General features: G+C 67.3%; 17 protein-coding genes. 10 read left to right on the top strand and 7 right to left on the bottom strand.

What is annotated here, in order from left to right:
• The first annotated feature begins 66 nt into the window (after nt 1–66).
• Complete coding sequence (locus CPBF1521_RS08285; RefSeq protein ID WP_115676687.1) at nt 67–471, top strand: hypothetical protein; 405 nt, start codon at nt 67–69, stop codon at nt 469–471.
• Between the two features lie 201 nt (nt 472–672).
• Here CPBF1521_RS08285 and CPBF1521_RS08290 read toward each other — a convergent pair whose 3' ends face one another.
• On the bottom strand, nt 673–1,797 hold the full coding sequence (locus CPBF1521_RS08290) for a pyridoxal phosphate-dependent aminotransferase (protein WP_115677071.1): 1,125 nt from the start codon (nt 1,795–1,797) through the stop codon (nt 673–675).
• A gap of 176 nt (nt 1,798–1,973) precedes the next feature.
• On the opposite strand from CPBF1521_RS08290, the gene ligA reads away from it, so the two are divergent.
• The 6 genes from ligA (at nt 1,974) to CPBF1521_RS08325 (ending at nt 13,945) form a co-directional block, all read left to right on the top strand.
• Nucleotides 1,974–4,475 carry an NAD-dependent DNA ligase LigA gene (gene ligA / locus CPBF1521_RS08295; protein ID WP_115676688.1) on the top strand — a complete coding sequence of 834 codons (2,502 nt, stop codon included), beginning with the start codon at nt 1,974–1,976 and terminating at the stop codon, nt 4,473–4,475.
• Nucleotides 4,472–5,434 (top strand): EF-P lysine aminoacylase EpmA, encoded by a 963-nt coding sequence (gene epmA, locus CPBF1521_RS08300; RefSeq protein ID WP_115676689.1) that lies wholly within the window; start codon nt 4,472–4,474, stop codon nt 5,432–5,434. The genes ligA and epmA overlap by 4 nt, the downstream gene beginning before the upstream one ends.
• Nucleotides 5,435–5,602: 168 nt before the next feature.
• On the top strand, nt 5,603–6,289 hold the full coding sequence (locus CPBF1521_RS08305; protein WP_115676690.1) for a DUF3011 domain-containing protein: 687 nt from the start codon (nt 5,603–5,605) through the stop codon (nt 6,287–6,289).
• Nucleotides 6,290–7,287: 998 nt separating this feature from the next.
• Entirely contained in the window at nt 7,288–8,352 is a 1,065-nt protein-coding gene (gene mtnA / locus CPBF1521_RS08315) for an S-methyl-5-thioribose-1-phosphate isomerase (RefSeq protein WP_104582814.1), read from the top strand.
• 209 nt (nt 8,353–8,561) lie between these two features.
• Nucleotides 8,562–11,273: a DNA gyrase subunit A gene (gyrA, locus tag CPBF1521_RS08320; RefSeq protein WP_115676691.1), complete on the top strand. Its 2,712-nt coding sequence runs from the start codon at nt 8,562–8,564 to the stop codon at nt 11,271–11,273.
• A 194-nt stretch (nt 11,274–11,467) separates the two neighbouring features.
• Nucleotides 11,468–13,945: a membrane-bound PQQ-dependent dehydrogenase, glucose/quinate/shikimate family gene (locus CPBF1521_RS08325; protein ID WP_115676692.1), complete on the top strand. Its 2,478-nt coding sequence runs from the start codon at nt 11,468–11,470 to the stop codon at nt 13,943–13,945.
• Between the two features lie 203 nt (nt 13,946–14,148).
• Here the strand turns inward: CPBF1521_RS08325 and CPBF1521_RS08330 are convergent, their stop codons facing one another.
• Nucleotides 14,149–14,877, bottom strand: coding sequence for a hypothetical protein (locus CPBF1521_RS08330; protein ID WP_104582817.1), 729 nt, complete (start codon nt 14,875–14,877; stop codon nt 14,149–14,151).
• Here CPBF1521_RS08330 and CPBF1521_RS08335 point away from each other — a divergent pair.
• Nucleotides 14,876–16,165, top strand: coding sequence for a hypothetical protein (locus CPBF1521_RS08335; RefSeq protein ID WP_235858414.1), 1,290 nt, complete (start codon nt 14,876–14,878; stop codon nt 16,163–16,165). The genes CPBF1521_RS08330 and CPBF1521_RS08335 overlap by 2 nt on opposite strands.
• A 169-nt stretch (nt 16,166–16,334) precedes the next feature.
• Here the strand turns inward: CPBF1521_RS08335 and hutU are convergent, their stop codons facing one another.
• The 4 genes from hutU to hutI are packed head-to-tail and all read right to left on the bottom strand — an operon-like array spanning nt 16,335 to nt 21,653.
• A complete protein-coding gene (gene hutU, locus CPBF1521_RS08340; protein WP_115676694.1) occupies nt 16,335–18,002 on the bottom strand; it encodes a urocanate hydratase in 1,668 nt (555 codons plus the stop codon).
• A gap of 16 nt (nt 18,003–18,018) precedes the next feature.
• On the bottom strand, nt 18,019–18,879 hold the full coding sequence (hutG, locus tag CPBF1521_RS08345; protein ID WP_115676695.1) for an N-formylglutamate deformylase: 861 nt from the start codon (nt 18,877–18,879) through the stop codon (nt 18,019–18,021).
• A gap of 13 nt (nt 18,880–18,892) precedes the next feature.
• Nucleotides 18,893–20,434 carry a histidine ammonia-lyase gene (gene hutH / locus CPBF1521_RS08350; protein ID WP_115676696.1) on the bottom strand — a complete coding sequence of 514 codons (1,542 nt, stop codon included), beginning with the start codon at nt 20,432–20,434 and terminating at the stop codon, nt 18,893–18,895.
• 13 nt (nt 20,435–20,447) lie between these two features.
• Complete coding sequence (gene hutI, locus CPBF1521_RS08355; protein WP_104648457.1) at nt 20,448–21,653, bottom strand: imidazolonepropionase; 1,206 nt, start codon at nt 21,651–21,653, stop codon at nt 20,448–20,450.
• A gap of 60 nt (nt 21,654–21,713) precedes the next feature.
• On the opposite strand from hutI, the gene CPBF1521_RS08360 reads away from it, so the two are divergent.
• Both CPBF1521_RS08360 and hutC read left to right on the top strand, forming a co-directional pair.
• Nucleotides 21,714–23,084 (top strand): formimidoylglutamate deiminase, encoded by a 1,371-nt coding sequence (locus tag CPBF1521_RS08360; protein WP_181901161.1) that lies wholly within the window; start codon nt 21,714–21,716, stop codon nt 23,082–23,084.
• A 40-nt stretch (nt 23,085–23,124) separates the two neighbouring features.
• Nucleotides 23,125–23,862 carry a histidine utilization repressor gene (gene hutC / locus CPBF1521_RS08365; protein ID WP_164740304.1) on the top strand — a complete coding sequence of 246 codons (738 nt, stop codon included), beginning with the start codon at nt 23,125–23,127 and terminating at the stop codon, nt 23,860–23,862.
• 41 nt (nt 23,863–23,903) lie between these two features.
• Here the strand turns inward: hutC and CPBF1521_RS08370 are convergent, their stop codons facing one another.
• Complete coding sequence (locus CPBF1521_RS08370; protein ID WP_115676697.1) at nt 23,904–24,908, bottom strand: restriction endonuclease; 1,005 nt, start codon at nt 24,906–24,908, stop codon at nt 23,904–23,906.
• Nucleotides 24,909–25,140: the final 232 nt, after the last annotated feature.

A 25,140-nucleotide genomic window follows, 5' to 3' on the forward strand; every position in this document is an offset into this window, starting at 1 on the left:
TGAGTCGTCCATACGCGGTCTAAGTCGCGACCTGCCGCAGGGCGCGTCCTAGCGTAGAGGTGAACGATGTGGAGCTTGCAGGGCGCGCTGGCGGTGCTGATGTTGCTGGCGGTGTGGGCCATCCTGGCCGCACCGCTGCTATGGATGGCGTCGCGGATTGCGCTGCGTTTGCGCAAAGGCGCGTCGACAAGCCCACATCGCGCGCAATGGAGGTCGATCGGGTTTGCCGCTGCAGTGGCGCTGCTGGTTGCGCCAGTGCCAACGCCCATCGTCACTGTCTTCCTGCCGCATGCGATCGCGCTGTTGGATGCCAGCTACTACGCGCGCATCTTTCAGGGCCCGCCGATGCTGCGCCAGCTCCTGGTGTGGATTGCGGTGTCGATGGCGCTGACGTTTGCGCTCAGCTACGTGTGGATCCGGCGCATGTTGCGCCCGAATGCTGCCGCGCCGCTTCCAACTCCCACGCGATAGGAAATCACAGCCCCTCTCCGGCGGGAGAGGGGTGAGGGTGCGGAGGCAAAGCAGTGCAGCAGTCGGTGATCCAGGTCTGCCGGCGCGTGGCGAGGCGTTTGTCATTGCAGGTGTTGGCAGATCTCCGAGGCGCACCCTCGTCCGCCCTTTCGGGGCACCTTCTCCCGAGAGGGGAAGGGATGGCCACTCTGTGCTTGGCGATCAGCGCTTGGCCTTGGTAAACGCCTCGCGAAAGCGCAGCATCTCCGCTTCGGTGCCGACGCTCACACGCACACGCTTGGGCCAGATCGGCCAGCTGCGGCCGACGATGACGCCCTGTTTCTGCATCGAGTCGGCGAACACGCCGGCGTCGCGCTTGACGTCGAGCAGGAAGCAATTGGCCTGCGTGGGCAGGCAGGTGTAGCCCTTGCTCTTGAGCCAGGCGATGGTGTCGTCGCGCACGCGGGCGTTCTCCGCGCGGCGGGTCTGCACCAGCTGCGGGTCGCGCAGGCTGGCGATGCCGGCGGCCATTGCCGGTACCGACAACGGGTTGCTGCCCAGGCTGGCGAGCTTGGTCTGCAGCCCCGGCGGCGCCAGCGCGGCGCCCAGGCGCAGGCCAGCCATGCCGTAGAGCTTGGAGAAGCTGCGCAGCACGATCAGGTCCTGGCGCTGGCGCACCAGGTCCGCCATGGACGGCTCGTTGCTGTAGTGGATGTACGCCTCGTCGACCACCAGCACTGCGCTGGCCGGCTTGTTGGCCAGCAGCCACTCGATGTCGGCGCGCGGGGTGATGGCGCCGCTGGCGTTGCCGGGGTTGCACAGGTAGATCAGGCCGGCGGACGGGTCGGCCTTGGCCATCGCCTTGACGTCGTGCGCGCCATCGGCCCGCAGCGGCACCTTGCGTACCGGCACGCCGCGGGCGGTGGCGCTGTCGATGATCGGGTCGAAGCTCGGGTCGGCTACCACCAGCCCGGCACGTGCCGAGGTGAACAGGCTGCCGGCACGCAGCAGTGCGTCCCTGGAGCCGGGAAAGAACGCCAGATGGTCGCCGGGCAGTTGCAGCTCGCCGGTCATCAGGTTGCGCAGGTCCTGCTCCATCTCGAACTGATAGCGGCCTGCACGTGCCAGCGAGCGCGTTGCCGCGTCCAGTGCGGCGGGCGAGGGGCCGAGCGGATGCTCGTTGAGATTGAGAGACACCGCGCCCGTTGCCGGAGCCACACCGGGCTTGGCCGGCGCAGCGGCACGCTTGCGGGCTGCCTCGGCTGCCGGTGCCAGTCCCAGTGCGGAGATCGCCACGCCAACGCTGGCAAGGCTGAGAAACGAACGGCGCGAGACGGGCAACGGCACGGTGAGCTCCAGGCGAGCAGGCAAAGAGGGCGCCACGCTAGCGGGTTTGTGCCTGTCTGCCTATCGGGAAATCGCTGCCGGGCTCGCTGTCGCGCGGTTTGGTCGGCGGTCGGGCAGCACTTGCACACCGGCACGGCCCGTTAGAATGGGCGGCCCAGAGCCAGCCCAGCGATCGTATGACTGTCAGCCCGGATCCCGCTCAGCGCATCGACGCCCTGCGTCATCGTATCGAGGACGCCAACTACCGCTATCACGTGCTCGACGAGCCGCAGATGGCCGACGTCGACTACGACCGCCTGATGCGTGAACTGGAAGCCCTGGAGGCTGCGCACCCGGAGCTGGCCAGCGCCGATTCGCCGACCCAGCGCGTCGGCCACCTGGCCGCGTCGCGCTTTGCCGAGGTGCGGCATGCCCTGCCGATGCTGTCGTTGGGCAATGCCTTCAGCGACGAGGAAGTGACCGAGTTCGTACGGCGTATTAGCGAGCGGCTGGAGGTGAAGCAGCCGCTGTTCTCGGCCGAGCCCAAGCTCGATGGCCTGGCGATCAGCCTGCGCTACGAAAACGGCGAGTTCGTGCAGGGCGCAACGCGGGGCGACGGCGCCACCGGTGAGGATGTCAGCGCCAATCTGCGCACCGTCAAGGCGATTCCGCTGCGCCTGCGTGGCGAAGGCTGGCCGCAGGTACTGGAGGTGCGCGGCGAGGTGTACATGCCGCGCGCCGCCTTCGAGACCTACAACGCGCAGATGCGCCTGCAGGGCGGCAAGGTGCTGGCCAATCCGCGCAATGGCGCTGCCGGCTCGCTGCGTCAGTTGGATGCGCGCATCACTGCGCAGCGCCCGCTGAGTTTCTTTGCGTATGGCGTGGGCGAAGTGAGTGAAGGTGCGTTGCCGCAGACGCATTCGGCGATCCTGGCGCAGTTGCGCGCATGGGGTTTCCCGGTCAGCGCCCTGGTCGAGGTGGTGCAGGGCAGCGACGGCCTGTTGGCGTACTACCAACGCATCGGTGAGGCGCGCGACGGCTTGCCCTTCGATATCGATGGCGTGGTCTACAAACTCGACGATCTGGCCGGGCAGCGCGAGATGGGATTTGTCTCGCGTGCGCCACGCTGGGCGATCGCGCACAAGTTCCCGGCGCAGGAGCAGTCCACCACGGTGGAGGCGATCGAGATCCAGATCGGCCGTACCGGTGCGGCCACGCCGGTGGCGCGGCTCAAGCCGGTGCACGTGGCCGGGGTGGTCGTTACCAACGCCACGCTGCACAACGCCGACCAGATCGCGCGGCTGGATGTACGCGTGGGCGATACGGTGATCGTGCGGCGTGCCGGCGATGTGATTCCCGAAGTGGCCGGCGTGGTTGCCGAGCAACGGCCGCCCGGCACCCAGCCATGGCAGATGCCCACGCACTGCCCGGTCTGCGGGTCGGAGATCGTGCGCGAGGAAGGCGAGGCGGTGTGGCGCTGCTCCGGCGAGCTGACCTGCCCGGCGCAGCGCAAGGAAGCGTTCCGGCATTTCGTCTCGCGCCGCGCGATGGATGTCGATGGCCTGGGCGAAAAATTCATCGAGGTGCTGGTCGATAGCGGCGTGGTGCAGGGCGTGGCCGATCTGTATCTGCTCAACGTGGACCAGCTGCTGCAATTGCGCATGATCAGCACCGCCGAAAGCCCGCACGCGTTCCTGCGCGAGGCGCGCGAGCATCTGGCCAGCGGTGCGTACGGCCAGCTGGAAAATACCGTGGTCGGCATCGGTGTGGACCTGGCCGGCGAGCGCGAGGCGCCGCACACCTGGCAGGCGGATCTGTTGCGCGCCGGGCTGCCGGCGTTCGACTGGAACCGCAAGAAGATCGCCACCAAGTGGGCGGAAAACCTGATCGAGGCGATCGAGCAATCGCGCGATACCACGCTGGAGCGTTTCCTGTTTGCGCTCGGCATCGAGCATGTCGGCGAGAGCACCGCCAAGGCCTTGTCGGCGTGGTTCGGCGATCTGGAGCTGATCCGCCATCTGCCGTGGCCGCTGTTCAAGCGCGTGCCCGACATCGGTGGCGAGGTGGCGCGCTCGCTCGGGCACTTCTTCGACCAGCCCGGCAATCAGCAGGCCATCGACGACCTGCTGCAACGTGGCGTGCGCATCGGCGATGCGCATCCGCCATCACCTAAACTGCGCGAGGCGCTGAGCTTTGCCAGCGTGCTGCAGGACATGGATATCCCCAAGGTGACGCCGGTGCGTGCGCAGCAGCTGGCTGCCGCGGTGGCCTCCTTCGATGCGCTGCGCAGCGCCGGGTCCGATGCCTTGTTGCAGGCCGGCGTTCCCGCGCCGGTGGTGGCGTCGCTGCTGCAATGGCTGGAGCGGCCGGAAAATGCGGCCTTGGCAAGCGCTGCGCAGCAGGCGATGGAAACGGTGCTGTCGCGTCTGCCCGACGCCGACGCGCTGCAAACCGGCCCGCTCGACGGCCAGACCGTGGTGATCACCGGGACCCTGGCCGCGCTCACCCGCGATGCGGCCAAGCAACGGCTGGAAGCGCTGGGTGCCAAGGTCGCCGGCAGCGTCTCCAAGAAAACCGCGTTTCTGGTGGCCGGCGAAGAAGCCGGCTCAAAGCTGGACAAGGCGCAGTCGTTGGGCGTGGAGATCTGGGACGAGGTGCGCTTGCTGGCCTTCCTCGGCGAGCACGGCCAGCAACCATGACTGCGACGCAGGTCGATCTGGACGCGTTGCGGTTGCGCGCGCGGCTCAACGCGCTGATCCGCGCTTTCTTCGCCGAGCGCGACGTGCTGGAAGTGGAGACGCCGGTGCTGTCGGAGGCCGGCAACACCGAGCCGAATATCGACAGTTTCAGCACGCGCTTCAGCGGCCATGTCGATGCCGGCGCGCCGGTGCGCTGGTTGCGCACCTCGCCGGAATATCCGCTCAAGCGGCTGCTGGCGGCCGGGGTGGGCGATTGCTACGAGCTGGGGCGGGTGTTCCGCAATGGCGAGGCCGGCGGCCGCCACAATCCCGAGTTCAGCATGCTCGAGTGGTACCGGGTGGGTTGGGACGATCGCGCCCTGGCGCAGGAAACCGTCACGCTGGTGCGCCGCGCGCTTGCGCTGGTCGGGCGCCAGGCGCAGGTGCAGGTACTGAGCTATCGCGCGCTGTTCGTGCAGGCACTGGGCATCGACCCGTTGCGCGACCCGATCGAAACGCTGCGTGCACCGCTGCACGATGTCGCGATCGATCCACAGGGCCTGACCCGCGACGATTGGCTGGATCTACTGATGACCCATCGGCTCCAGCCGGGCTTTGCCAGCGACACGCTGACCGTGGTGCACGACTGGCCGGCCAGCCAGTGCGCGTTGGCGCGCATCCGCCATGACGATCCGCCGGTGGCCGAGCGCTTCGAGCTGTATCTGGGCGCCTACGAGGTGGCCAACGGGTACCACGAGCTCAACGATGCACAGGAGCAGCGTGCGCGCTTCATGCGCGATAACGCGGTGCGTGCGGCGCGCGGATTGCCGCAGCTGCCGGTGGATGAGCGGCTGCTGGCAGTGCTGTCGCAACTGCCCGACTGCGCCGGCGTGGCGGTCGGCGTGGACCGGCTGTTGATGGCCATGCGCGACACCACGCAGATTGCCGATGTGCTGGCCTTCGCGTTCGCCCGCGCCTGACCCCGGCAAGGCCCGCACCGGCCACTGCGTGGCATCGTCGCGCACGGTGCGCCCCGCTGCCATCCCGCTGTCATGTCCCCCGTATTGCTATCTTCACATCGATGATGCTCTCATCGTGGCGTCCACGGGGGGCGCGGCGCAGAGTGTGTTTGGGTGAGGATTGTCGGCATGAAGTGGCTGATCAGCTTATGCGGTTTGTGGTGCGTGCCGCTGCTGATGCTCGCCGATGCGCGCGCGGTCGATCGCGTCTCCGGCGTGGTGCGCTGCGAGTCCAAGGACATGGCACGCGTGCATTGCGCGATGGATACCGAACATGGCGTGCAACTGGTGCGCCAGCTGTCCGAAACCAGCTGTATCCGCGGCAGCGAGTGGGATGTCGAACGCGATGGCGTGTGGGTCGAACAGGGCTGCCGTGCGGAGTTTGCCAGCGCGCGCGCGTCGCAGGCCCCGCAGATGCGCCGCGTGGTGCGCTGCGATTCCAACGGCGGCAAGGTGGTCTGCCCGGTGGTGCTGCGTGGTGCGCCGGTACGCTTGCTGCGCCAGCGCTCTGTCTGGCCGTGCAAGGAAGGCCGCAGCTGGGGCGCGCGCCGTAACGAAATCTGGGTTTCGCGCGGCTGCGATGGCGAATTCGAAGTCGCTGCCGAGGACGGTTCCGGCTTCGTGGCAGTGCCGCGCATGGTGACCTGCGAATCGAAAAAGGGTGCACGTCGCACCTGCGGCGTCTCGGTGGAGCGCCGGGTGCGTGTGGGCCGGCAGCTCTCCAAAAAGGAATGCGTGGAAGGCCAGACCTGGGGCTGGAGCCGCGACGGCGTCTGGGTCAACGATGGCTGCCGCGCCGAGTTCATCGTCGACTGAGAGAATGGATCAACAACTCAAGCCCTCGGTTGTCTTGAGAGGATTGAGCGGGTTGCGGATTTACCGGCTGTAGCGCGGACGATCTGCGGCTTGGCCGCAGGACTCTTGCCCGCCCACCATCGCAGGACACGCCGCAAGTACGTCCATGTAGGCTCCGGCGCGGCATCCATGCCGCTCAGGGTCCCGCGACGGTGAGCGGGCAAGGACCGGTCGAGAGGGTCGGTGTGCATTGGAGAGCAGAGCTGAATGCGCCTCGTCCGATCATGAAGCATCGGCCCCAGGTCTGATGCATACCGCACGACAGACAGCTTTTCAGATGAGCGCCGACCACCTGTCTGGCGCGGTGTTCTTGCCGGTTGCGGGACCGTGTGGCGCATGGATGCCGCCACTGAGCCCCCGGGGATGGGTTTACGGCGTGTCCCGCGAGCGGTGAGGGCACCGCGCTCTCGACGCTGCGGGCCTGCTGCAGGGCCCTTGCCCGCCCACCCTCGCAGGACACGCCGCAAGTACGTCCATGTAGGCTCCGGCGCGGCATCCATGCCGCTCAGGGTCCCGCGACGGTGAGCGGGCAAGGACCAGTCGAGATGGTCGGTGTGCATGGGAAGAGCAGTGCTGGAAGCGCCTCGTTTGATCATGAGCAACGGTTCCACGTCTGATGCATACCGCACGACAGACGGCTTTTCAGATGAGCGCCGACCACCTGTCTGGTGCGGTGCCCTTGCCGGTTGCGGGACCGTGTGGCGGCATGGATGCCGCCACCGAGCCCCCAGGGATGGGTTTACGGCGTGTCCCGCGAGCGGTGAGGGCACCGCGCCCTCGACGCTGTCAGTTTGCTGCAGGGCCCGCCCGCCCACAATCGCAGGACACTCCGCAAATACGTCCGTGTGGGCGCACGCGGCATCCATGCCGCGTTAGGTCCCGCGACGGTGAGCGGGCAAGGACCAGTCACGACGGTGGCCGTGCGTGGTTGCAGGCAGGGCATGACTTACAATGTCCGCATGAACGACAGCGCCCATATCGACTACGCCCGCTACGACCATATCCGCCCACTGCTGTGGACCGGCGATGCCCTGGAACTGCTCGACCAACGCAAGCTGCCGTTCGTGGTCGAGCATGTGCGTTGCGACACCAGCGACGCCGTGGCCGAGGCGATCCATTCGCTGGCCGTGCGCGGAGCGCCGGCGATCGGCATCGCGGCCGGGTGGGGCGTGGTACTGGCGGCGCGCGACATCGCTGCCGAGGACGGTAGTGCGGCCTTGCAGAAACTCGAACCGGCGCTGTTGCGGCTCAATGCCGCGCGTCCGACCGCGGTCAATCTGGCCTGGGCGCTGATGCGCATGCGTCGCGTGCTGGGCGCTGCCGGCGCCGACTGGCGCGAGGTGATCGCGCGCGAGGCGCAGGCCATCGCCGATGAAGACCTGGCGGCCAATCGGCAGATGGGCGCGCTTGGTGCGGCGTTGATCGACACCGGCAGCGGCGTGCTGACCCACTGCAATACCGGTTCGCTGGCCACCGCCGGTTTCGGGACCGCGCTGGGCGTGATTCGCGCCGGCGTGGCGCAGCAGCGCATCGCCAAGGTGTTTGCCGGCGAGACCCGGCCGTGGTTGCAGGGCGCGCGCCTGACCGTGTGGGAGCTGCAGCAGGACGGCATCGACGCGACCCTGATCGCCGATTCGGCCGCCTCGCATCTGATGAAGTCCGGGCTGGTGCAGTGGGTCATCGTCGGCGCCGACCGCATCTGCGCCAATGGCGATACCGCCAACAAGATCGGCACCTACCAGCTGGCGATCGCCGCGCGCCACCACGGCGTCAAGTTCATGGTGGTGGCGCCGTCGTCCACGGTCGACATGGACACCGCCAGCGGCGAGCAGATCGAGATCGAGCAGCGCGATCCGGGCGAGTTGTTCGGGGTCGGCGGCGTGCGCACCGTGGCCGATGGCATCCATGCCTGGAATCCGGTGTTCGATGTCACCCCCGGCAGCCTGATCGATGCGATCGTCACCGAACGCGGGGTGATCGTGCAGCCGGACCCGGCGCGCATGCAGGCGGCGTTCGGCGGCTGAGGCCAGTGCGGCGCGCTATCGCCGCATCGTCCCGTCAAAATCCTGCAAGTGCTTGTTTCTGGCCGGTAAACCGGCGGCATCGTGGTGCCCCTTCGTGATACAATCCGGGGCTTGAATCGATCGGCGGGAGCGTGGGGTCGGCAGCCTGTGACCAAGGCGCCCCCGACGCGGCTTTCCGGCTGGCCCGCCACCTCACTTACGGAACCCGAATGGCAGAAACCGCCAAGGAAATCATCCAGGTCAATCTGGAAGACGAGATGCGCAAGAGCTATCTCGATTACGCGATGAGCGTGATCGTGGGCCGCGCACTCCCCGATGCCCGTGATGGCCTCAAACCCGTGCACCGCCGCGTCCTGTACGCCATGCACGAGCTGGGCGCTCACAGCAACAAGGCCTACTTCAAGTCGGCGCGTATCGTCGGCGACGTCATCGGTAAGTACCATCCGCACGGCGACCAGTCGGTGTACGACACGCTGGTGCGCATGGCGCAGCCGTTCTCGCTGCGCTACATGATGGTGGACGGCCAGGGTAACTTCGGTTCGGTCGACGGCGACTCCGCCGCGGCGATGCGTTACACCGAGTCGCGCATGTCGCGGCTGGCGCATGAGCTGATGGCCGACATCGACAAGGAAACCGTCGATTTCCAGCCCAATTACGACGAAAAGGAACTGGAACCGACGGTCATGCCGACCCGGTTCCCGAGCTTGCTGGTCAATGGCTCGGCCGGTATCGCGGTGGGCATGGCCACCAATATCCCGCCGCACAACCTGACCGAGGCGATCAACGCCTGCATCGCCTTGATCGACACGCCGGAACTGGATGTCGAAGGCCTGATGGAGTACATCCCCGGCCCGGATTTCCCCACCGCCGGCATCATCAACGGCACCGCCGGCATCGCTGCCGGTTACCGCACCGGCCGTGGCCGCGTGCGCATGCGCGCCAAGGCCGACGTGGAAGTGGCCGACAATGGCCGTGAAGCGATCATCGTCACCGAGATTCCGTATCAGGTGAACAAGGCGCGGTTGATCGAGAAGATCGCCGAGCTGGTCAAGGAAAAGAAGCTCGAAGGCATCAGCGAGCTGCGCGACGAGTCCGACAAGGACGGCATGCGCATCTACATCGAGGTCAAGCGCGGCGAGTCGGCCGAGGTTGTGCTCAACAACCTGTATCAGCAGACCCAGATGGAGTCGGTGTTCGGCATCAACATGGTGGCGCTGATCGATGGCCGCCCGCAGTTGATGAACCTCAAGCAGATGCTGCAGGCGTTCATTCGCCACCGCCGCGAAGTGGTGACCCGCCGCACCATCTATGAACTGCGCAAGGCGCGTGCGCGTGCGCATGTGCTGGAAGGCCTGACCGTCGCGTTGGCCAACATCGACGAGATGATCGAGCTGATCAAGACCTCGGCCAATCCGCAGGAAGCGCGCGAGCGCATGCTGGCCAAGACCTGGGAACCGGGTCTGGTGGGCGCGCTGCTGGGCGCTGCCGGTGCCGAAGCCTCCAAGCCGGAAGACCTGGCGCCGGGCGTGGGCCTGGCCAACGGCTTGTACCAGCTCAGTGAAGTGCAGGCCTCGCAGATCCTGGAAATGCGTCTGCATCGCCTGACCGGGTTGGAGCAGGAGAAGCTGACCGACGAATACAAGCAGTTGCTCGAGGTCATCCAGGGCCTGATCCGCATCCTGGAAAACCCGGACGTGCTGCTGCAGGTGATCCGCGACGAGCTGATCAACATCCGCGAAGAGTACGGCGACGAACGCCGCACCGAGATCCGTCACAGCGAAGAAGATCTGGACATCCTGGACCTGATTTCGCCGGAAGACGTGGTGGTGACGCTCTCGCACGCCGGCTATGCCAAGCGCCAGCCGGTGAGCGCGTATCGTGCGCAGCGCCGTGGCGGCCGTGGCCGGTCTGCGGCGGCGACCAAGGAAGAGGATTTCATCGACCAGCTGTGGCTGGTCAACACGCACGACACGCTGCTGACCTTCACCAGCAGCGGCAAGGTGTTCTGGCTGCCGGTGTACCAGTTGCCGGAGGCCGGCTCCAATGCGCGTGGTCGTCCGATCATCAACTGGATTCCGCTGGAACCGGGCGAGCGGGTGCAGGCAGTGCTGCCGGTGCGCGAGTACGCCGACAACCGCTATGTGTTCTTCGCCACGCGCAACGGCACGGTCAAGAAGACCCCGTTGAGCGAATTCGCGTTCCGTCTGGCACGCGGCAAGATCGCCATCAACCTCGACGAGGGCGATGCGCTGGTCGGCGTGGCCTTGACCGATGGCGATCGCGACGTGCTGCTGTTCGCCTCCAACGGCAAGACCGTGCGCTTCGGCGAATCCACGGTGCGCTCGATGGGCCGTACCGCCACCGGCGTGCGCGGCATCCGCCTGACCAAGGGCGAAGAGGTGGTCAGCCTGATCGTGGCCGAGCGTGCCGGCGGCATCGAAGGCGATGTCGAGGACGAGGGTGTCGAGGACGTGGTGGAAAGCACGGACGGCGTCGAGGCAGAGGTGATCGACGGCGCCGAAAGCGACGACATGGCCTACATCCTCACTGCCACCGAGAACGGCTACGGCAAGCGCACCCCGCTGACCGAGTACCCGCGCAAGGGGCGCGGCACGCAGGGCGTGATCGGCATCCAGACCACCGAACGCAACGGCAAGCTGGTGCGTGCGGTGCTGCTGGGCGCCACCGACGAAGTGCTGCTGATTTCCGATGGCGGCACCCTGGTGCGCACCCGCGGTTCGGAGATCTCGCGCGTGGGTCGCAATACCCAGGGCGTGACCTTGATCCGCTTGTCCAAGGGCGAAAAGCTGCAGGCGGTCGAACGCCTGGATGCCTCGCTGGAGGAGGCCGAGGATGTGCTGGACGATGCAGCGGGCGTACCGGCAGCCAGCACAGGCGAGCTGCCACCGACCGAAGCGTGATCGCAGCAGGCGAGCAACGCTCTTGAAGAAAAACGCCGGCGCACAGCCGGCGTTTTTTATTGCACGCGGTGACATCTGCAACGCAGTGTTTTTCGACGCCGGTCGCAAAGAACGCGGCTTTTTCACCGTGGCGGGTCGAAGGTTGTTGGTGGTGCGGCGGCGTTGCGTCGCCGCAGATCGAAGAGGAACAACTGATGACGACATTGCATCGTCCTTCCCGTCGCGGCCACTGGGCGCTGGCGACGTTGGGAGGCGTGATTGGAGTGCTGGGCACCGTGCTGCTGACAGGCGGCGTGTGGCTGGCCGCGCTGGGCGGCTCCTGGTATTACGCGCCTGCAGGCGCGGCCTTGCTGATCGCCGGCGTATTGCTGTTTCGCGGTCGCAATGCGGGCGCGTGGTGGTTTGCCGCCGTGGTGGCGGCGTCACTGCTGTGGACATGGTGGGAATCGGGCAGCGACTACTGGCGCTGGGTGCCGCGGCTGGGCTTGATCGTCGGCCTGGCGTTCGTGCTGGCGCTGCTGCTGCCGAAGCTGGAGCGCCCGGTGTCGCGCGCGGTGTCGCGCAGCGTGGCCGGCGTCCTGGCAGCGGTGTTCGTGGTGGCCTTCGCGCTCGCCTTCGTGCCGTTTGGAGTGACCGAGGCCGATGGTGTGCTGGCACATGCTGCCGGCATGGCTGCGGGCCTGGTCAAGCGCAGTGCGTCTGCATCGCCTGCAGCCTCTGATGGGCAACCGGCCAATGCACCTGCCGACGACGACTGGGCCGCGTACGGACGCAGCCAGGCCGGGCAGCGCTATTCGCCGCTGCAGCAGATCAACCGCGACAACGTGGCGCAGCTGACGCAGGCCTGGGTCTTCCACACCGGCGACCTGCCGAGCAAGCGCTGGGGTGCGGAAACCACGCCGCTGAAGGTGGGCGACAGCCTGTACCTGTGCACGGCGCGCAACCAAGTGATCGCGCTGGATGCCGCCAGCGGCAAGGAGCGTTGGCGCTACGATCCCAAGGTCAAGGACGAGGCGATTCCGTATACGGCCGCCTGCCGTGGCGTGTCGTACTACCAGGTGCCGGCGGCGGCCAACGGTGCCGCCGCAGCGGCGGCGGCCGATGCCTCGGCGCTGTGCCGCACGCGCATCATCGAAGGCACGCTGGACGGCCGCCTGATCGCGCTGGATGCGCGTAGCGGCAAGCCGTGTACGGATTTCGGCAACAACGGCCAGGTCGCTATCACCGCCGGCATGGGGCAGACGCCGCCGGGGTATGTGTCGATCAATTCGCCGCCTGCCATCGTGCGCGGGGTGGTGGTCACCGGCCATCAGGTGCTGGACGGGCAGAAGCGTTACGAGCCGTCCGGTGTGATCGAGGGTTTCGATGCGGTGACCGGCCAATTGCGCTGGGCCTGGGACATGACCCATCCGGACTGGAACGGCGCACCGCCGCCGGGCCAGACCTGGACGCGTGGCACGCCGAACATGTGGACCACCGCCGCGGCCGATGAACAGCTGGGCTATGTGTATCTGCCGATGGGCAACTCCACCGCCGATTACTGGAGCAGCTCGCGCACGCCGCAGGAGAATCGCTATGCGACCTCGCTGGTGGCGCTGGATGTCATCACCGGCAAGCCGGTATGGAATTTCCAGACCACGCATATCGATACCTGGGATTACGACCTGGGTTCGCAGCCAAGCCTGATCGACTTCCCCAAGGACGGCGTCAACGTGCCGGCGGTGTTGTTGCCGAGCAAGCAGGGCGAGTTGTACGTGCTGGACCGGCGCACCGGCAAGCCGCTGGTGGGCGTGGAGGAACGTGCAGTACCGGGTGGCGGCGTGGAGCCGCAGATGCGTGCCAGGACCCAGCCATTTTCGCTGTACCACACGCTGCGCAAGCCGGATCTGACCGAGCGCGACATGTGGGGGATGACGCCGATCGATCAGCTGGTCTGCCGCATCCAGTTCCGCAAGGCCAGCTACAAGGGCATCTACACGCCGCCGGAAGCCGACCGCCATTCGATCGAATATCCCGGTTACAACGGCGGTTCGGACTGGGGCAGCGTGTCGGTGGATCCGCAGCGCGGCGTGATCGTGGCCAACTACAACGACATGCCCAACTACAACCTGCTGGTGCCGCGCGCCAAGGCCGACAAGCTGGGCTGGGCGCCGCGCGATGAGGTGCGTGGCGATACGGGGGGCGCAGAAGGCGCGGGCGATCCGCAGGCCGGCACGCCGTATGCGATCAACGTCAATGCGGGCTGGCGTTTGCCGTTCACCAAGCTGCTGTGCAAGCAGCCACCGTATGGCGGCATCCGTGCCATCGACCTGGCCAGCGGCAAGACGCTGTGGGACCGTCCGTTCGGCAGCGCGCGCGGCAATGGTCCGTTCGGTATCCGTTCGGGTCTGCCGATCGAGATCGGCACGCCGAACAATGGCGGTTCGGTAGTGACGGCCGGCGGATTGATCTTCATTGCCGCAGCCACCGACGACCTGATCCGCGCCATCGATCTGGCCACCGGCAAGGAGCTGTGGCATGCCAAGCTGCCGGCCGGTGGCCAGGCCAACCCGATGGTGTACGCCTACAACGGCCGCGAGTATCTGGTGATCATGGCCGGCGGCCACCACTTCATGGAGACGCCTGCAGGTGATGCCGTGGTGGCCTACGCGCTGCCGCAAAAGGCACCGTGATGCACGCAGCGAGCGAATGCGCTAGCTGAGGCTTGCCAGCCATTCCCGAAGCCTGAAACGAAAAGCGCACCGCAAGCGGTGCGCTTTTTTCATGGGCAATCGCATCGTGGCCAAACAACATGCATCTACCTGTTGACCCAACAGGACCCCGCATCCACGCTCTTACGATCCCGATTCCCGATTCCCGATTCCCGATTCCCGAATCACCCGACGTTGGCAGCGGCCGCATCTTCCATCACCGCATCGCGCACATCCTGCGCGAGCGTCGCCTTGACGATGATCGAGCGGATGGCATCGGTGGCATCCGACAGCGGCACATCGCTGCCCAGGCGCTGGAAGGTATCGCGGCTGTTATAGCCGGACCCATCCTTCAGGTAATGGTCGTACATCGACAGCAGGTCCTGGCAGGCGGTGATCAGCGCTGCGACATTGCCGCGCAACAAGGCATAACCGATCTGGTCGAAGCTGTGCAGGCAATCGGCCAGCCAGTGCAGGTCGTAGCGGGCCGTGGCCGGTTCCGGCGCCGTGTGGCCGCGGCTGTAGGCGCTGTAGCGGCGCAGGCTGCGTGCCACCCGTGCGACGTGCGTGAACAACGTACCGATTTCGTTGGCGATATCCAGCCGCTGCACCATCACCATCGGAATCACCTGGCTGTCAGCGGCCGGCGCCTGTTCGGCGGCTGTCTGTTCCCGCTGTTCCAGCGATTGCTTGAGCACGGTATAGCTGCGCTGCAGCGATTCCAGTTCCAGCGCGCTGGCGGCCGCGCGCGCCTTCAGCTGCGAGAGCGCGGCCTGGTAGCGGGCCAGGCTGTCCTGCGTGCTGGCGAGCTGGCCGGATTCGGCGCGCAGCTGCCGCCCACGCACGAACGCCAGAACGGTGGCAATCAGCGCCCAGAGCGCGAATGCAGGCACCAGGTAGATCAAGATGCCCATGGAGATTCCTCAAAACGTTGCATACCTTGTCGGCCTGCACGCCGCGGACTTGAGGGCAATCGTCGGGAATGTGATGGACGACGATGTCCCCCGCTTGCATCCTGATGCCGGAAGCTCTCACCGCCTCCTGACGAACGGCACGTGGCGGGCGAAGTCGCGGCATGCTCGAATCAGCGCATTCGCCAGCCGGGAGCCTTGCATGCGCAGATGGATCGATCGCTGGCCGCCAACGCTGCGGGGCATCGGCTCAGTGGGACTGATCTGGGCGTTGCTGTATGCCACCGCGCATGCCGCGCCACCCGTGCCGCCATCGGCACCGGTGCAGGTGGGTTACAGCGAAGCCACGGATCTGTTCAACCTGCTGGATAACCTGTCGGACTGGTTGCCGGGTTTTACGGTGCCCGTGTATCGCAATTACTTCGAAACCCATGGAGGGCTGGATCAGGCCGATCACGCAGCACTGGTCGCCTATGCAGATTTCCGCCGCCGCACCTCGGGGCTGGCAAAGGGCGACGATCCGGAGGTGCTTGACCGTGTGTTTGCGCCAGAGGCCACCCGTGATGTGGATCCTTTCTCGCGGCATTTCCTCGGGAATGCAGAATTCGAGGCCGCAGCGAGCGCCGCCATTGCGGAGCAGTCGGCAGATGACCAGGCGATGCTGCGTGCGTATCTTGCCCGCTTCGTTCCACGCGCCAGGCGGCTGGTCACAGCTGCCCCCCGTTTCGAGCAACAGGCGCGCGTGCTGCGCGAGGAACTGTCCAACCCCGCCGTTGCGCGGTTGGCGTCGCAGATGCGGGTGTTCTTTGCGGTGCCGGAGCCTGCGGTGTTCCAGGCAAGATTCGTCTGGTGGCCGGAGCCGGACACCACCCAGGCCAAGGTACGCGGACGCACCATGCTGCTGTATTCGCAGCAGGATGCGCTCGTCGGCACGGCCTCGATGGACTGGGCGCCGATCGTGTTGCACGAATTGAGTCACCACCTGTCTGCGGGGCAACCATCGGCGCGTAAACGCCTGCTCGCTGCCAACTTCATGCGGCTGTGTCCGGGTGCGGCCAGCTTGCCGAACCCGCTCAACGCGCTGGAAGAACCACTGGCGATCTATTGGGGACAGTATCGCTTTGAGCAGGCGGTGCGCGGGCGTTCGCTGCCGCCGTCGTCGCAGTGGTATATCCAGGCGCACGCCGATCGCGCGGCGAAGGCGATCGCAGCCGCCTATCCGGCAAGCGGGGCGCCGCCGGCGCTCGATGGCGACGCATTGCTGGCTGCTGCTGCATCGGCCTGCAAGTAGAAAGTGGTCTGCAAGTAGACAGTGATGGGGCTGAGAGTCGCCAATCGCAGGCAGCCGATCGTCGTCGCCTGCTGCGGACGCTGCGCTCATAACCGGTGATCTCCGCGTGCTGCATGCCGACCGCGTGCGGCGTGCACGCGGTCGGCGAAACGGCCGGGGCCGAGGATCTTCAGCCGAGAATCCCCGGTAAATCCAGGCCTTTTTGCCTGGCGCAGTCGGTGGCGATGGCGTAGCCGGCATCGGCGTGGCGCATCACGCCGGTGGCCGGGTCGTTCCAGAGCACGCGCTCCAGGCGCTTGTCGGCGGCCTCGCTGCCGTCGCAGACGATGACCATGCCGGCATGTTGCGAAAACCCCATGCCGACGCCGCCGCCGTGGTGCAGCGACACCCAGGTGGCACCGGAGGCGGTGTTGAGCAGCGCGTTGAGCAACGGCCAGTCGGAGACCGCATCCGAGCCGTCGGCCATGGCTTCGGTTTCGCGGTTGGGCGAGGCCACGCTGCCCGAATCCAGGTGGTCGCGGCCGATCACCACCGGCGCCTTGAGCTCACCGCTGCGCACCATCGCATTGAAGGCCAGGCCGAGCCGGTGGCGGTCGCCCAGGCCGACCCAGCAGATCCGCGCAGGCAAACCCTGGAAGGCGATCTTGTCGGCGGCCATGTCGAGCCAGCGGTGCAGATGCGCATCGTCGGGAATGAGTTCCTTGACCTTGGCATCGGTCCTGGCGATGTCGTCCGGATCGCCGCTGAGCGCCACCCAGCGGAACGGCCCGATCCCGCGACAGAACAGCGGCCGGATGTAGGCGGGCACGAAGCCGGGGAAGTCGAACGCGTTGTCGACGCCTGCTTCCAGCGCCATCTGCCGCAGGTTGTTGCCGTAGTCCACGGTGGGCACGCCCAGGGCGTGGAAGGTGAGCATGGCGCGGACGTGGTTGGCCATCGCCTCGCGCGCGGCCGCTTCCACCTGCTTCGGTGCGGACACGCGCTTGGCGTCCCATTCCTCCACCGTCCAGCCCTGCGGCAGGTAGCCGTTGACCGGGTCGTGCGCGGAGGTCTGGTCGGTCAGCAGGTCCGGCTTGACCCCGCGCAGCAGCAGTTCGTCCAGCACGTCTGCGACATTGCCGAGCAGGCCGACCGACAGTGGCTTCTTGGCCGTGCACGATTCCTCGACCAGGCGCAGCGCTTCATCCAGGTCGTCGGTCCAGGTGTCCAGGTAGCCGGTGCGCAGGCGCATGTCGATGCTGGAGCGGCGGCATTCCACCGCCAGGCACGAGGCGCCGGCCATCACCGCAGCCAGCGGCTGCGCGCCACCCATGCCGCCGAGGCCACCGGTGAACAACCAGCGCCCGGACAGGTTGCCGCCGTAATGCTGGCGGCCCATCTCCACGAAGGTCTCGTAGGTGCCCTGCACGATGCCTTGCGCGCCGATGTAGATCCAGCTGCCGGCGGTCATCTGGCCGTACATCGCCAGACCTTTCCGGTCGAGTTCGTTGAAGTGATCCCAGGTGGCCCAGCGTGGCACCAGGTTGGAATTGGCGATCAGCACGCGTGGCGCATCGGCATGCGTGCGGAACACGCCGACCGGCTTGCCGGACTGCACCAGCAAGGTCTGGTCATCCTCCAGGCGGGTGAGCGCGGCGACGATCGCATCGAAGGATTCCCAGTCGCGCGCGGCGCGGCCGATGCCGCCGTAGACCACCAGCTCCTGCGGGCGCTCGGCCACGTCCGGGTCCAGATTGTTCATCAGCATGCGCAGCGGCGCTTCGGTGAGCCAGCTCTTGGCGGTGAGCGTGGTGCCGGTGGCGGCGCGGATGACGCGGGTTGCATCGTGACGGGTCATGCCGGTTTCCTTGCAATCAACGGTGCGCCGCAAGCGGCGTGGTGTCGGAGGACTGAGCGCTGTCGGCGGCAAATTGCAGGCAGGCCAGCAGCACGTGCCGCAGCACCGCGCGCAGCGCGACTGCATGCGCGGGGAGCCAGGGCGTCGGCCAGTTCTGCGGGGTAATCGCGTCCGGCTCGCGCATGTAGCCGCGGCATGCCAGCTCCATCTGCAGCGTATGCACGCCATGCTCGGGCTGCGCATAGTGGCGGGTGATCCAGCCGCCCTTGAAGCGCCCGTTGCGCACGGTGCTCGAGCCGCTGCTGCGGCACAGCCGCTCCACCGCATCGGCCAGCGCCGGAGCGCAGCTGCGGTCGTCGTTGCTGCCGATGTTGAACTGCGGCAGCTCGCCATCGAACAGATGCGGGATGAAGGAGCGGATCGAGTGCGCGTCGTACACCACGATTCGGGGATGCAGCCGACGCAGGCGCGCGATTTCGTCGGCAATCGCCGCGTGATAGGGGTCGAACCAGCGCGTGCGGCGCCAGGCGATCTGCGCTTCGTCAGGTTCGGCGCCATCGGCATACAGCGGCTGGTTGTCGAAGGTGGTCAACGGACACAGGCCGGTGGTGTTCTGGCCCGGATACAACGACGCCCCGCTGGGGTCGCGGTTGACGTCGATCACCGAGCGACAGATTGCGGTGCGCACGGTGGTGGCGCCCAGCGATTGCGCAAAGTCGTACAGCTGATGCACCCACCAGTCGGCATCGCGACGTGCCAGCCAGGGCGAGACGAACTGGTCCACCAGCGCGTCGGGCAGCTCGGTGCCGGTATGCGGGAAGCTGAGGATCAGCGGCGCATCGCCGCGGTGGATGTCGAGCCAGGGCAGGGCGCTCATGCGGCGTCTCGCATCATGCCTGCTGCTCCACGCCTGGCAATGCCATGGCAACCGCCTGCGCAAGTGCACCCGAACGCACCAACGCGCTGGCCGCCAGCATGTCGGGATGGAAATAGCGGTCATCCTGCAAGGTGGGCACCTGCGCGCGCAGCAACGCGCGTGCGGCTTCCAGTGCGGCGCTGGAGCGCAGCGGCGCATGGAAGTCGCAGCCTTGTGCGGCCGCCAGCAGTTCGATGCCGATCACGTGTGCGGCGTTCTCGGCCATCGCCAGCAAGCGCCGCGCGCCATGCGCGGCCATCGATACATGATCTTCCTGATTGGCCGAGGTCGGAATCGAATCGACGCTGGCCGGATACGCGCGTTGCTTGTTCTCCGACACCAGCGCCGCAGCGGTGACCTGCGGAATCATGAAACCGGAATTCAGGCCCGGGCGCGGGGTGAGAAACGCCGGCAGGCCCGACAACGCCGGGTCGACCAGCATCGCGGTGCGGCGTTCGCTGATCGAGCCGATTTCGCACACCGCCATCGCCAGCATGTCGGCTGCGAAGGCCACCGGCTCGGCATGGAAGTTGCCGCCGGACAAGGCCTCGCCGGTGTCGCTGAACACCAGCGGGTTATCCGAGACCCCGTTGGCCTCGATCTCCAGCGTGCGTGCGGCCTGGCGCATGATGTCCAGCGCCGCGCCCATCACCTGCGGCTGGCAGCGCAGGCAGTACGGATCCTGCACGCGCACATCGCCCAGCCGGTGCGATTCGCGAATGCTCGAATCGGCCATCAGCGCGCGCAGTGCCGCAGCGGTGGCGATCTGCCCGGGCTGGCCGCGCAGGGCATGGATACGCGCATCGAATGGCGTGTCCGAGCCCTTGGCCGCTTCCACCGACAAGGCGCCAGTGACCAGCGCGGCCTGCAGCACGGTCTCGATCTCGAACAGGCCGGCCAATGCGCAGGCGGTGGAGAACTGGGTGCCGTTGAGCAGCGCCAGGCCTTCCTTGGCGCCGAGCACGCGCGGCTGCAACTGCGCCTGCGCAAGCGCGTCGGCGGCAGGCAGGCGTTGCCCGCCGACGAAGGCCTCACCGACGCCGATCATCACCGCGGCCAGATGCGACAACGGTGCCAGATCGCCGGATGCGCCCACCGAACCCTGGCAGGGCACCACCGGCGTGATGTCCCGGCGCAGCATCGCCTCCAGCAATGCCAGCGTGCCCGGCTGCACGCCCGAGGCGCCCTGGGCCAGGCTGGTGAGCTTGAGCGCCATCATCAGCCGGACCACCGGCACCGGCGTGGGCTCGCCGACGCCGGCCGCGTGCGAGAGCACGATATTGCGCTGCAGGGTCTGCAGGTCCTCGCGCTCGATGCGCACGCTGGCCAGCTTGCCGAAGCCGGTATTGACGCCATAGACCGGCTCGCCGCGCGCCACGATGGCCTCCACCGTCTGCGCGCTGCGCAGCACCGCGGCCGCGCAGGCGTCGTCCAGCACGACCTCGGCGCCGCGATACAGCGCACGCCACTGCGCCAGCGTGACCTGGCCGGGCTGCAGGACAACAGATGCACTCATGAGGACTCCGGATTCAGCAGGAATGCCCGCGCCAGACGCGGGCATGAAGAGGATTGAAGCCCATGCGGTAGACCAGGTCGGCCGGCGCATCGATGTCCCAGATCGCCAGGTCGCAGTGCATGCCGGCGCGCAGACGACCGAGCCGCTCGCCGCGCCCCAGCGCGCGTGCGGCGTGCCGGGTGAAACCGGCAATGCACTCGTCCACGGTCATACGGAACAGCGTGGCGGCCATGTTCATCGCCAGCAGCGGGCTGGTCAGCGGCGAGGTGCCGGGGTTGCAGTCGGTGGCCAGGGCCAGCGGCACGCCGGCGGCGCGCAGCGCCGCGATCGGCGGCAGTTGGGTATCGCGGGTGAAATAGAACGCACCGGGCAACAGCACCGCGACCGTGCCGGCGCCGGCCATCGCGGCAACGCCGGCGTCATCCAGGTATTCGACGTGATCGGCCGACAAGGCGCCATGGCGTGCGGCCAGTTGCGCGCCGTGCTGGTTGCTCAGTTGTTCGGCATGGATCTTGATGTGCAAGCCGTGCGCCTGCGCGGCGAGGAAGACCTGTTCGGCCTGCGCGGGCGAGAACGCCAGGTGTTCGCAGAACACGTCCACCGCCTCGGCCAGGCCTTGCGCGGCAATCGCCGGAATCATCTGCGTGCAGACGGCGTCGATGTAGCCTTGCGCATCGCCGCCCGGCGGCACCGCGTGCGCGCCGAGGAAGGTCGGCACCACTTCGACCTTGCGCAGCGTGGCGAGCTGACGTGCCACGCGCAGCTGCTTGGTTTCGTCCTCCAGCGTCAGCCCGTAGCCGGATTTGATTTCCAGCGTGGTCACGCCCTCGGCGAGCATCGCGTCCAGGCGCGGCAGGCTGGCGGCCAGCAGCGCTGCGTCATCGGCGGCACGGGTGGCGCGCACCGTGGCCACGATGCCGCCGCCGGCTGCGGCAATCTCGGCATAACTGGCACCGCGCAGGCGTTGCTCGAACTCGTTGGCGCGATTGCCTGCGTACACCAGATGGGTATGGCAATCGATCAAGCCGGGGCTGATCCAGCGGCGCTGGCAATCGTGCGCAACGTCCGGCTTCAACGCCGGAGCCTGCGCGGCCGGGCCGGCATAGGCGATGCGGCCGTCCTGGCAGGCCAGAATGCCATCGTCCACGATGCCCAGGCCGCCATCGGCCGCGTCCAGGGTCATCAGCCGTGCGTTGTGCCAGAGGACGTCGCAATACATGGCGCAGGCTCATGCTGTCTGATATGTATATACAATAGAACCGGCAATCGGGGGTGTCCAGTGGCAGACCAACAGGTGCAGGCGTTGTGGGCAGCGCGGGCGCTCCTGCCCGATGGCTGGGCTGGCGATGTGCGGATCACGCTGGCGCAGGGGCGCATCGCCACGGTGCAGGCCGATCGCGCACCTGTCGCCGGCGATACCCGGGTCGCGCTGCTGCTGCCCGGGCTGGGCAACCTGCACAGCCACGCGTTCCAGCGCGGCATGGCCGGCCTGACCGAGGTGGGCGGGCGCAGCGGCGACAGTTTCTGGAGCTGGCGCGAGCTGATGTACCGCTTCGTCGACCGGCTCGATCCGGACAGCCTGCAGGCGATCGCCGAACAGGCCTATGTGGAAATGCTCGAAAGCGGCTTCACCCGCGTCGGCGAATTCCACTACCTGCACCACAGCCCCGGTGGTGCGGCGTATGCGCAGGCCGGCGAAATGTCCGCGCGCATCGCCGCTGCCGCCGCCAACACCGGCATCGGGCTGACGCTGTTGCCGGTGTTCTATGCGCATGCGGATTTCGGCGGCCTTGCGCCCAGCGCAGCCCAGCGTCGTTTGATCCATGACATCGATGGTTTCGCGCGGTTGCTGGACGACTGCAAGGGCGGCCTGAAAACATTGCCGGATGCCGTGCTTGGACTGGCGCCGCACAGCCTGCGCGCGGTCACGCCGGAGCAGCTGGCGGCGTTGGTGCCGCTCACCGATGGCCCGATCCATATCCATATCGCCGAGCAGCAGCGCGAGGTCGAGGCCTGCCTGGCCTGGTCGGGCCAGCGCCCGGTGCAGTGGCTGCTGGCCAACGCACCGGTGGATGCGCGCTGGTGCCTGGTGCATGCCACGCACGTGGACGCGCGCGAGCTGCAGGCCATCGCCGACAGCGGCGTGGTGGTCGGGCTTTGCCCGATCACCGAGGCGAATCTGGGTGACGGTCTGTTCCCGATGCAGGCATTTGCCGCCGCGGGCGGGCGCTTTGGCGTGGGTTCGGATTCGAATGTCCTGATCGACGCGGCCGAAGAACTGCGCCTGCTCGAATACGGCCAGCGTCTGCAGCTGCAGGCGCGCAATGTGCTGGCGCAGGCGGGTACCTCGAGCGGGCGCTGGCTGTTCGACCAGGCGGGCGAGGGCGCAGCACAGGCCTTGGGCATTGCTCACACTGGCATCCGGGTCGGCGCATCGGCCGATCTGCTGGAGCTGGACCCGGCCCATCCGGCGCTGCTGGCGCGCGATGACGATGCGCTGCTGGACAGTTGGCTGTTCGCCGCGCGCGGCGGTGCGGTGCGCACTGTCTGGCGCGCCGGGCGGCCGGTGGTGCGTGACGGGCGCCATGTGGATCGCGCGCGGATTGCCACGCGTTTTGCCGGCGTTTTGCGAGCGCTGCTGAGCAAATGAGCCGATACGCGCACAATGCAGGTCTGACCGGAGACCCGCTTTGACCGCCACCCCCATCGCCGCGCCCGGCACCCTGCATCAACGCATCCGGCAGGATCTGGAACAACGCATCCACAGTGGCGACTGGCCGCCCGGTCACCGTGTGCCGCCCGAACACGAGTTGATGGCGCAATACGCTTGTTCGCGGATGACCGTGAACAAGGTGCTCGGCCTGCTTGCCGATGCCGGCATGATCGAACGCCGCCGCCGCACCGGCTCCTTCGTGGCGCGCCCGCATCCGCATCTGGAGCAGGTCGCCTTGTCGATTCCCGACATCGAGGTGGAAATGACCGCGCGCGGCCACGTCTACGCGTTCTCGCTGGTGTCGCGGCGGCTGCGCAACCCGCGCCTGCGCGTGCCGCAGGAGCGTGCCCTGGGCAGCAGCGGCAAGCTGCTGGCGCTGGAAAGCGTGCACCTGGCAGACGGCAGCCCATTCGCGCTAGAACAGCGGGTGATCGACACCACCACCGTGCCCGAGGCATTGCTGCAGCCGTTCACCGACATCGCGCCGGGCAGTTGGTTGCTGCGCAACGTGCCGTGGACGCGCGCCGAGCACCGCATCAGCGCCGCCAGTGCGGACGCCGCGCAAGCCGAACGCCTGCAGGTGGACGATGGCACGGCCTGCCTGGTCATCGATCGCCACACCTGGCGCGGCGACCAGCCGGTCACCTACGTGCGTCAATTGTTTCTGGGCGGGTCCTATGACCTGGTGGCGCGGTTTGCGCCGGGAATGCGCTGAGCCTCAGAGGCTAAGTGCAAGTGGGCGGCCCAAGGCATGCATCAGATCGTCGTGCACTGCCGCCAGCGCACCGGTTCGTCCACGCCGGGCCGGGGATTGAGCTGCACGCGCACGGTGCGCAGGTACGGGTAGCGCTGCAGTTCGCGGCAGATCAGCGGCCACGCCGCAGCGTCTTCGACCGAGCGATCCACCGCCAGCGTTGCCTGGGTGATCCAGATGCCGCGCACCAGGCCGGGCGTCCGAGCCAACGCCTTTGACACCTCGCGTTGATAGCCCTGCACGGTTATCGCATCCGGTTCGGCAGTGCCTGCCAGCGGCATCGATGCAGGCGCCGCGGCTGTCGGCGGTGCTGGCTGTTGCGAGGGTGTGCGCTGCGGTGCCGGGATTGCAGAAACCGATTCGGCAACGCGCGAAGTGGCCACCAGTGCGGCCTGCTGTGTTGGCACGGGCGACTGCGCCGGCTGCAGCGCCAGCACCGCAACCAGGGCCAGGGTCGCCAGCGCCGCACCGGCACCGAGGCTGTGACGGATCGCACGGCGGCGCGCCATGCGGACCACCCCGGCTTCCACATCGCCCGGCAGATACGGCTTGAGCAAGGGCCACAGGCGCGTGCCATCCAGCACTTCGATGGACTGCCTCTCGGCGGCGGCCATGCCTTCGCGTTCCATCCGGCCTTCGGTCACCATCACGCCGCCGCCTGCGCCGGCCAGCCGCGCCATCGCACCCAGCTCGTTCACCGCTGCCACGCCGATGCGGTAGCTGCGCCCATGCTTGCAGGCCACCAGGCGGGTGCCTTGTCCGGTGCGCATCATGAATTCGGCCGTCGGCAGGCCGTCCTGCGGGACCTGGGTCGGTTGCCAACCGCGTTGCTCCTGCAGCACGCGCAGCACCACGCCGGAAAAGTCGCGCCAGTGCATGGCCGCCAATGCATGCACGCCCTCGGTGGTTTCGTCGGCACGGCGGCGCACCAGCCATACATAGGCGCACACCGCCAGCCAGAGCAGCAGGGAAGCCACAAGCGCCACAATCCAGGGAGGCATGAGCATCAAGCGAAGGGATGGCGCATATGACGAAGCGGTGCGCTTAGAAGAATCCTTCGCGGTAGGTTCGTCAATGGATCGGCGGCAGTGATCGCACGCGCCGTGATCCAGGCAGCAAAAGACCCGCCAGTCCGAAGCCGTGAGGGGAGGGGAGCAAACGGACTTCGTAATGCAGGACTGGCGGGTCCTTCCCGATTGTCTAAAAAATCATGCTGCTTTGCAACATTGCCGAACTGTC

Source organism: Xanthomonas euroxanthea (assembly GCF_900476395.1).
Lineage (GTDB): Bacteria > Pseudomonadota > Gammaproteobacteria > Xanthomonadales > Xanthomonadaceae > Xanthomonas > Xanthomonas euroxanthea.